The sequence below is a fragment of the Acetobacter pomorum genome, from assembly GCF_002738225.1.
Lineage (GTDB): Bacteria > Pseudomonadota > Alphaproteobacteria > Acetobacterales > Acetobacteraceae > Acetobacter > Acetobacter pomorum.
Genome location: NZ_PEBQ01000167.1, coordinates 1 through 344 on the forward strand (window position 1 = coordinate 1; position 344 = coordinate 344).

Genomic DNA, 344 nt, shown 5'->3' on the forward strand with positions numbered 1-344 from the left:
ATCACCAAGTTCATTGAGCAGGCCCGTCTGTTTGCGGCCGCCAAGGAAGCGACGAAGAGCTTCTGGACCAAGCACAGCATCCAGGAAGGTGCTTCGGCCCTCACGTCCACCTCTCCCTTCCGCTACATTGCCGATACCGGCATTGTGGCTGCCGAGCACCATGAAGGCACGATGCAGGAAAGCATTGACCTGCATAGCTGGACGGGCATGTCCATCCAGCGCGCGGTGAACAATATCCAGAACAGCTTGCAAAAGGGTCTGGCGTTTCTGGGGACGGTGGGCTCCACCTCACCGTTCATCGGTCTGTTCGGCACGGTGTGGGGGATCTACCATGCACTGACAGC

The 344-nt window shown here is 58.7% G+C and carries 1 protein-coding gene; it reads left to right on the forward strand.

The features are described from left to right. Positions 1-344: MotA/TolQ/ExbB proton channel family protein (locus CSR02_RS17075; protein WP_244176866.1), on the forward strand; the 344-nt coding region annotated here is incomplete at both ends.